The sequence below is a fragment of the Streptomyces sp. NPDC088730 genome, from assembly GCF_044751215.1.
Taxonomy (GTDB): domain Bacteria; phylum Actinomycetota; class Actinomycetes; order Streptomycetales; family Streptomycetaceae; genus Streptomyces.
In genome coordinates this window covers 1-6,151 of the sequence record NZ_JBIVLK010000034.1, presented here as the reverse complement: position 1 = coordinate 6,151, position 6,151 = coordinate 1, and the positions used below count along the sequence as shown (strand labels likewise).

Annotated in this window: 5 protein-coding genes; 4 read left to right on the top strand and 1 reads right to left on the bottom strand. The window is 70.4% G+C overall.

Annotated elements, in window-relative coordinates:
- Window positions 1-343: 343 nt before the first annotated feature.
- Window positions 344-1,201 carry an IclR family transcriptional regulator gene (locus tag ACIP89_RS37725; protein WP_401934127.1) on the bottom strand — a complete coding sequence of 286 codons (858 nt, stop codon included), beginning with the start codon at window positions 1,199-1,201 and terminating at the stop codon, window positions 344-346.
- Between the two features lie 288 nt (window positions 1,202-1,489).
- Between ACIP89_RS37725 and ACIP89_RS37720 the strand changes: the two genes are divergently transcribed.
- The 4 genes from ACIP89_RS37720 to ACIP89_RS37705 all read left to right on the top strand — a co-directional run bounded on the left by ACIP89_RS37720 (window position 1,490) and on the right by ACIP89_RS37705 (window position 5,901).
- Complete coding sequence (locus tag ACIP89_RS37720) at window positions 1,490-2,860, top strand: aspartate aminotransferase family protein (protein ID WP_402119013.1); 1,371 nt, start codon at window positions 1,490-1,492, stop codon at window positions 2,858-2,860.
- Window positions 2,860-4,047 (top strand): mandelate racemase/muconate lactonizing enzyme family protein, encoded by a 1,188-nt coding sequence (locus tag ACIP89_RS37715; protein ID WP_401934727.1) that lies wholly within the window; start codon window positions 2,860-2,862, stop codon window positions 4,045-4,047. Before ACIP89_RS37720 ends, ACIP89_RS37715 begins: the two co-directional genes overlap by 1 nt.
- Complete coding sequence (locus tag ACIP89_RS37710; protein WP_073739454.1) at window positions 4,044-4,889, top strand: amidohydrolase family protein; 846 nt, start codon at window positions 4,044-4,046, stop codon at window positions 4,887-4,889. Before ACIP89_RS37715 ends, ACIP89_RS37710 begins: the two co-directional genes overlap by 4 nt.
- 172 nt (window positions 4,890-5,061) lie before the next feature.
- A complete protein-coding gene (locus ACIP89_RS37705) occupies window positions 5,062-5,901 on the top strand; it encodes an SDR family NAD(P)-dependent oxidoreductase (RefSeq protein WP_401934120.1) in 840 nt (279 codons plus the stop codon).
- Window positions 5,902-6,151: the final 250 nt, after the last annotated feature.

Below are 6,151 nucleotides of genomic sequence, written 5' to 3'. Positions count from 1 at the left end.
ACCGGTGTGGGCGGGAGCGGCCTGGGCGGACCCGGCGGCCACGGCCGAACCGGCCATGACCAGACCGGCCAGACCCGAAGCCCGCAGCAGATTGCGACGGGACGAGGCAGGGGTGGAGTGGTGCGGAACGCTCATGCGGACTTCGCCTTCCAAGAAGTGCGACAAGTGAGGGAGCGTTCCTGCGGTGGACTGCCGTGAGGCGGATGGCTGAAAAGGGTCCGGCCGTCGGAGGTTCACGACGCGTTGGGCAGACGTCGGAATCGGACCGGGAGGGGTAAATCGGCGGTGACGGGTGGGTGTCACCGGGGTTGGCAGGGAACCTACGACGGGTTACGCCGATCGGTCAAGACCCGATTTCGTCGGAATGCGATGTCATGGTGTCCGAAACACCGTCCTCCGGGTCGTCGGCCCAGCCGAGCGAGACGCTGATCCGCCGCGCCGAGTCCCGTACCTGGCCGCCCAGTTCCTGGTAGCGCCAGGCCGGCAGGCCGGTCTTCAGGCCGGTGATGGAGACGGCCCCGGCACACACCGAACGGTCGTCGAAGACCGGCGCGCCGATGCAGATGATGCCCTCGGCGTCCTCCTCGTCGTCCAGGGCGTAGCCGACCCTGGCGATGTCGCGGAGGTGGGACAGGAAGGTCGCCGGGTCGGTGATCGTGCGGGAGGTGCGCCGGGGCAGCCCGAACCGCTCGACGATCGAGGCGGCCTCGCCCTGCGGCACCGCGGAGAGCAGCGCCTTGCCCAGGCCCGTGCAGTGCGGCAGCTCGCGCTGGCCCATCCGCAGATCGAGCCGGACGCGCTGGTCGAGCTCGACCTGGTCCACCACGACCGCGTGGCCGTCCTCGGGTACGGCGAGCCTGGAGGCCATGCCGGTGGTGCGGCTGAGCTCGCGCAGGACGGGGTGGGCGACCCCGCGCAGCGAGACCTGGGACCTGGCCCGGTCGCCGAGCCTGGCCAGGCTCATGCCGAGCCGGTAGCGGCGGTTCATGCCCTCGCCGTCGTCCGAGACCAGTCCGTAGGCGCGCAGGGTCTGGAGCATGCCGAACGCGGCGCTCTTGGAGATGGAGCAGACCTGGCCGACCTCGGTGACGCTCAGGCCGTTCCCCTGGGAGGGGGCGGCGAGGGCTTCGAGGATGTCGGCTGCCCTGGCCACGCTCTTGACCCAGTATTTCGGTTCCTCAGAGGCAGCACTGTTCGTCATAGCAGAACAGCCTAGTGCCTACTGGGCCCCGCGCCGTACGTACGAGTCAAGAAAACCCGGAAATCGGGGCCTTGAGTGGCCGGAAGGGGGTTGACCGGCCCCAGAGGCGGACGTAATATCCAGGCACTGTTCTGCTCTACAGAACAGCGTTCTGAAAAAACGAAACGCAGTACCGAGTACCACGGATCACCTCTTCCTGCGGCGACTGCCGGGCGGATGGCGCCAGGGACTCACGGGCCGGGCAGGGCCCGCGAAAACCGACGACTCTCGACGCAAGGAGCAAGCACCATGAGTTCAGGCCCGGTAGGCAACGAATCCGGAGCCCGACTCGCCGAACGCGCCCGCCAGGTCGTACCCGGCGGCGTGAACAGCGGTCAGCGCAGCGTTCCCGGACTGACCGACCTGGTCGTCACCGGGACCGACGGCGCACGGTTCCGTACCGCCGACGGACGCGAGTACACCGACTTCCACTCGGCGTTCGGCCCGCCGCTGCTCGGCCACAACGACCCCGACGTGGCCGCCGCGACCGCCGAGGCCGGGGCGACCCTCGGGCACATGGGCGTCGGCGTCACCGAGGGCGAGGTCCTCCTCGCCGAACAGCTCACCGAGCTGATCCCCTCGATCGAGAAGGTGCTGCTCACCAGCACCGGCAGCGAGGCCACGTTCCACGCGCTGCGGGTCTCCCGCGCCGCCACCGGCCGCCGCCTGGTCGTCAAGTTCCAGGGCTGCTACCACGGCTGGCACGACTCGGTGAGCCTCAACGTCATCTCGGCGCCCGAGAAGGTCGGCGGCCACGACCCGATCTCGACCGGCATCCTGCCCGAGGTCCTCGAAGCCACCCTCGTCCTGCCGTTCAACGACAGCGAGGCCGTCCGGCGCACCTTCGCCGAGCACGGCTCCGACATCGCCGCCGTCATCGTCGAGCCCGTCCCGCACAACGTCGGCGCGCTCCTGCCGTACCAGGAGTTCCTCACCACGCTGCGCGAGGAGACCACGAAGGCCGGCAGCGTCCTGATCTTCGACGAGGTCATCACCGGCTTCCGGCACGCGCTGGGCGGCTGGCAGCAGATCTCCGGCGTCACCCCCGACCTCACCACCCTCGGCAAGGCCATCGCCAACGGCGCCCCCGTCGGCGCGATCGGCGGCCGCGCGGACCTGATGGACCTCTTCTCCACCCGCCCCGGCGCCCCGGCCTTCTTCGCCGGCACGTACAACGGCCACCCGTCCGTCGTCGCCGCCGCCCTCGCCACCCTGCGCAAACTCCGCGAGGAGCCGGTCCACGACCACGTCTTCCGGCTCGGCGGCCGCGTCCGCACCGAACTGACCGGACTGTACGAGCGCCTCGGTGTCCCCGCGGTCGTCACCGGCTACGGCTCCGTCTTCGTCAGCTACTTCATGCCCGGCGACGCCCCCCGCACCTATGCGGACCTGCTGAAGAACGACGCCTCGCTGTTCGTCGGCTACCGCCGCAAGCTCCTGGAGCACGGCCTGTTCGAGCTGCCGCTCAACCTCAAGCGCAGCCACATCAGCTACGCGCACACCGACGCCGACGTCGACCGGCTGATCGAGGGAACGGAGACCGCGGTCAGGGCCGTCCTCGCCGACGGCGGCGCCCGCGACCTGGAGAACACCTCGACCATGGGTGGAGCGACCCGCTGATGCTGACCGTCAACCGCACCCGCCCCGTCGGCCCCGCCGGACGGATCACCCGCGTCGAGACCCTGATGCTCGGCACCTCCTGGCGCGACTTCGGCTACGTCCGGGTCCACACCGACGAGGGCCTGTCCGGCATCGGGGAGATCACCCACCCCTACCGGGTCGGTGAGGTCTGCGCGCTCACCGAGGCCATCGCCCGGCGCCACCTGATCGGCGCCGACCCCTTCGACGTCGAGGAGCTCTGGCTCCGCGTCTACCAGGGCGACTTCCTGCGCGGCGGCGACATGGGCGGCGTCGCCCTGTCCGGCCTGGACCAGGCGATGTACGACCTGATGGGCAAGGCGCTCGGCGTCCCCGCCTACCGGCTGACCGGCGGCGCCTGCCGCGACGACGTACGCGTCTACGCCAACGGCTGGTACACCGGGGAACGTGAGCCCGAGACCTTCGCGGCCAAGGCGAAGGAGACCGTCGCCAAGGGCTTCACCGCCCTCAAGTTCGACCCCTTCGGCCCCGGCCTGCACGAGCTGGAGCGCGCCGAACTGCGCCGCTCCATCGACCTCGTGGCCGCCGTCCGGGAGGCGATCGGTCCCGACATCGACCTCTTCATCGAGGGCCACGCCCGCTTCGCCATGCCGACCGCCGCCCGCCTCGTACGGGAACTGGAACCGTTCGACATCGGCTGGTTCGAGGAGCCGATGCCCTGGACCCACATCGAGCGGTACGCGGAACTGCGCCAGCGCGCCGCCTTCCCGATCTCCGGCGGCGAGCACTTCCACAACCGCTACGAGTACAAGCAGCTCTTCGCCACCAACGCGGTCGACATCATCCAGCCCGACCTCTCCATGGCCGGCGGCTTCACCGAGGTCAGGAAGCTCGCCGCGATCGCCGACACCCACGGCATGCTCGTCGCCCCGCACAACTCCAACTCCCCGCTCTGCACCACCGTCTCGGTGCACGCGGCGCTCGGAATCCCCAACTTCAAGATCCTCGAAACCTTCGACGGGCTCCTGGAACCGTTCGTCTTCGAGGCCCTCAAGGGCACCCTCCCGATGGCGGACGGCCGCATCGGACTGCCGACCGCCCCCGGACTCGGCGTCGAACTCGTCGACGAGGTCTTCGAGGAACACCCGCCCAGCCACCGCTTCTGGAACATGTTCGCGGACGGCTGGGAGAAGCGGAACCGCACATGATCACCGACGTCCACTCCCATCTCTTCCGGCACAGCCACGACTTCACCGACCCGTTCAGCTCCGACTCCGCCCGCGCCCACGCGGGCGAGGTCGACCTCACGGTGAAGTGGGAGGAGTACGCCGCCACGGCGCCCGACTCCACCCGCACGATCGTCGTCGGCGGCAAGGCCCGCCGCAGCGGCCTCTGGGTCGACGACGCCGCCGTGGCCGCGTACGTCGGGAAACACCCCGACCGGCTGATCGGCTACCTGGCGCTCGACCCCACCCAGCCCGGCTGGCAGGAGGAGCTGCGCTACGGCCACCAGGAGCTCGGCCTGCGCGGCATCAAGCTGATGCCGATGTACGCGGGCTTCGACCCGGCCGCCGAGGAGTACGACGAGCTGTACACGTACGCCGAACGGCACGGGCTGCCGCTGCTGGTGCACACCGGCACGACGTTCGTGTCCAGCGCGCCGCTGGAGTGGGCGATGCCCCGCCACCTGGACGCGGTGGCCATCCGCCATCCCGAGCTGCGGATGGTCCTGGCCCACCTCGGCCACCCCTTCGAGGGCGAGTGCATCGCGGTCATCCGCAAGCACCCGCACGTGTACGCCGATCTCAGCGCCCTGCACTACCGGCCCTTCCAGCTCTGGCACAGCCTCCGGCTGGTCCAGGACTACGGGGTCTTCCACAAGGTGCTGTTCGGCAGCGACTACCCGTTCACGACGGTCGACGACTCGGTGAAGGGGCTCCGGGAGATCGCCCGCATCCCCGGCATCCCCGGTCTGCCGCCGCTGGACGCGGACGCGATCGAGGAGATCATCCACCGGCCCTCGCTCGATCTGCTGGGCCTGAACGGCTGACCCGCCGTTCCCCCGAACTACCGGTATGGCGCCTCGGTTCATCCCCCTGTCCGGGGGCGCCGGCCGGTAGCAGGGCCGCCGCGCACTCACCCATGTGTCCCCCGCGCGGCGGCCCGACCCAGCCCGAAGGCAAGGCCCTGTTCCGTATCTCTCCGCCTGGAGGAGCCCCGCCATGACCGCAGCCGTCCCGCCCCGCGGCACCGACCGCTTCGACCTGACCGGCCGCACCGCGCTCGTGACCGGGGCCGCCCGGGGCCTCGGCCGGTCCTTCGCCGTGGGACTGGCGGAGGCGGGCGCCGACCTGGTGCTCGTCGACCTGCCGGGCGCCGAGGGCATCGAGCGGACCCGGGCGGAGGTCGAGGCGCTCGGGCGGCGCTGCCGGGTGTACGGCCAGGACCTCGCGGACATCGAGGCGCTGGCCGGCCTCGCCGACGCGGTGCGGGCCGACAACGGCCCGCTGCACATCCTGGTCAACAATGCGGGCACGGCGGCGCTGGAACGCTTCAACGAGATCACCCCGGCCGGCTGGTCGCACATCATGCGGGTCAATGTGGACGCGGTGTTCTTCCTCAGCCAGCGCATCGCCGAGCACATGACGGCGGACTCCGTGGCCGGCCGCATCATCACCATCACCTCGAAGAACGCCCTGGTGGCCGAAGCGGGACTGGCCCACTACAACGCCTCCAAGGCCGCCGCCCAACTGCTCACCGAGACCCTGGCGGTCGAGCTGGCCCCGTACGGCATCACCGCCAACACCCTGGCCCCCGGCATGGTCGAGACCCCCATCGACGGTGAGTTCCCCTTCGACCGGGAGGCCTTCGAATCCGCGTACCGCGAGCGCATCCCGCTCGGTCGGTACGCACAGCCCGACGAGTGTGTGGGCGCCCTGCTGCTGCTTGCCTCGGACGCCGGTGCCTACCTCACCGGGGCCCGGATCGTCGTGGACGGCGGGGTGCTGGCCGATCAGATGCCGCGGATGCGCTTCATGCCGCCGTACCGCAACACGATCTGACAGCCGGTTCCCTGCGAGCCCACCGGGCACGCACCGGGGCCACAGAGCAAGTGCCCAGCAAGTACCGAGCAGTACCGACAAGCACCGACAAGCATCGACAAGCACTGACAACGCGAGGAGTACCTCCGTCATGTCCGCCAACGCTTCGTCCCGCCGGAATGTGCTGCGGGCTTCGGGTCTGGCCGGTCTGGTCATGGCCGGTTCGGCCGTGGCCGCCGGGTCCGCCCAGGCCGCTCCCGCCCACACCGGC

What these genes read in the sequence shown, in the direction of transcription:
- ACIP89_RS37725 (WP_401934127.1), bottom strand. Translation starts at nt 1,201, where the DNA reads ATGACGAACAGTGCTGCCTCTGAGGAACCGAAATACTGGGTCAAGAGC.
- ACIP89_RS37720 (WP_402119013.1), top strand. Translation starts at nt 1,490, where the DNA reads ATGAGTTCAGGCCCGGTAGGCAACGAATCCGGAGCCCGACTCGCCGAA.
- ACIP89_RS37715 (WP_401934727.1), top strand. Translation starts at nt 2,860, where the DNA reads ATGCTGACCGTCAACCGCACCCGCCCCGTCGGCCCCGCCGGACGGATC.
- ACIP89_RS37710 (WP_073739454.1), top strand. Translation starts at nt 4,044, where the DNA reads ATGATCACCGACGTCCACTCCCATCTCTTCCGGCACAGCCACGACTTC.
- ACIP89_RS37705 (WP_401934120.1), top strand. Translation starts at nt 5,062, where the DNA reads ATGACCGCAGCCGTCCCGCCCCGCGGCACCGACCGCTTCGACCTGACC.